Origin of the sequence: Paenibacillus mesophilus (genome assembly GCF_005938385.1) — a bacterium.
Classification (GTDB): domain Bacteria; phylum Bacillota; class Bacilli; order Paenibacillales; family NBRC-103111; genus Paenibacillus_AB; species Paenibacillus_AB mesophilus.
The window spans coordinates 1-1,551 of the sequence record NZ_VCRA01000078.1 but is presented as its reverse complement, the minus strand read 5'-3'; the positions used below and the strand labels follow the sequence as shown (position 1 = coordinate 1,551).

General features: G+C 48.4%; 2 protein-coding genes. Both read right to left on the bottom strand.

Going from position 1 to position 1,551, the window contains the following annotated elements; all coding sequences use genetic code 11:
• Window positions 1-213: 213 nt before the first annotated feature.
• Complete coding sequence (locus FE783_RS37230) at window positions 214-1,125, bottom strand: IS3 family transposase (RefSeq protein WP_158302258.1); 912 nt, start codon at window positions 1,123-1,125, stop codon at window positions 214-216.
• Between the two features lie 26 nt (window positions 1,126-1,151).
• On the bottom strand, window positions 1,152-1,475 hold the full coding sequence (locus FE783_RS37225; RefSeq protein ID WP_138884447.1) for a helix-turn-helix domain-containing protein: 324 nt from the start codon (window positions 1,473-1,475) through the stop codon (window positions 1,152-1,154).
• Window positions 1,476-1,551 lie beyond the last annotated feature (76 nt).

Below are 1,551 nucleotides of genomic sequence, written 5' to 3'. Positions count from 1 at the left end.
TCGGTTCGGCCCCTTAATTCTGGAGTCTTACTGTGAATTACTCGGTTTTTCATAGTTTCTTGCTTTTTGCAGGGAGCCACGCCCCCTGCACCCCGTCACTCGGCGTGTGCCGTCCCCGGCCATCAGGGTGGCCGGGAGGATTATGAAGTGTGAGTGAGGAGAGACGCTCCGTCAAGGCTAAATAGAACCGCTACGCGGGCCTTGACGGGGCTCCTAGAGAGCAATCTTAATATCTGGCAGCTCATTCGCCTTCCAAGCTTCGTAGTACTGTAAAGGACTCATTCGCTTTAAGCTACCGTGAAAGCGCCGCTGGTTGTAAAATGCGATATACCGATGAACCGATTCGTATGCTTCTTCAAAGGTGCTGTAATCTTCTTTGGACAACAAATCTCGTTCGATGATGCTATGGAACGATTCGATGTACGCATTCAGGTTTGGTGTTTTTGGAGGGATCCGCTCATGGATTAGCGGGTCGTTCTCATCCTCCAGACACATGTCGCCAAACAGATTGCTTACAAACTGCGGGCCGTTGTCACTCCGTAAGACAGGCTTCTTCTCGTCGGGCTGTAACCGGCCCTGTAAGGCCTGTTTCACGGTTGTGCAGACATCTTTTGCCTCACAGCTGGATCCGACGTGATACCCTACAAGCACACGGTCAAACACATCAATGATATCAAACAAGAAAAAGAAGCGATCGTATCCAGCCACATACCCATATTTGATATCCATTTGCCAAAGCTGATTTGGCCCTGTAACCAATCGGTTTTGAGGGAGCCGCCGCGGATATTTACATTTCTTACGACGCTGCTTCTGGAGTATCCCTAGCTTCTTACAAAGTCGGTACGCCTTCTTATGATTCACAAGGAGTCCCCGTTGGATGTATAGAGCATGAGCAAGGTTTCGGTAGCCGTAACCTTGCTCCTCGCCCTCCGCCAGCTCCATTAACCATTCTTCGATCTGGGCATCACTTATTTTTTGCCCGTCTATGGTTAGGGAATACTGGGGAATGGGACGGCCTGCTGGAACAGGTTTTTTCCTGAATCCGGGCTGCTTTGAATGCTGTTTCTTCCGGGCATAGTAGGTGGATTCATTCACGCCGACCAAGCGCAGCACCACGGCTGTCACATAACCCCGCTTAACATATTTGTCGGCTATTTCGATTTTGTCGGATAAGCAGGGTTGGTCTTTTTTACGAGATCACGCAAGATTTCGATTTCGAGATCCTTTTCACCAAGCAGTTTCATGGCTTTCTCATATTTTCCTTCGAGCTCTTGAAGACGTTTAGAGTCCTCAATCCGTTTATCTACTGAAGGGACGGCCTCTTCACCGTACTTCTCCTTGTATTGTTGAACCCATTTGTAAATGCTTCTTGGCGTCACACCGTACTTGCGAGCCAAGAATCCAGCTTTTGTACCACTTAATGCTTCTTGTGCTACTTTCAGTCGGAGTTCTTCGTAGATGCTGTTCTTTTTCATGTTGTTCGCCCCCCCTCATCTATAGTGTACATGAGTTCACTATGATGACTCCATTCCAATTATGGGGCTTAAATGT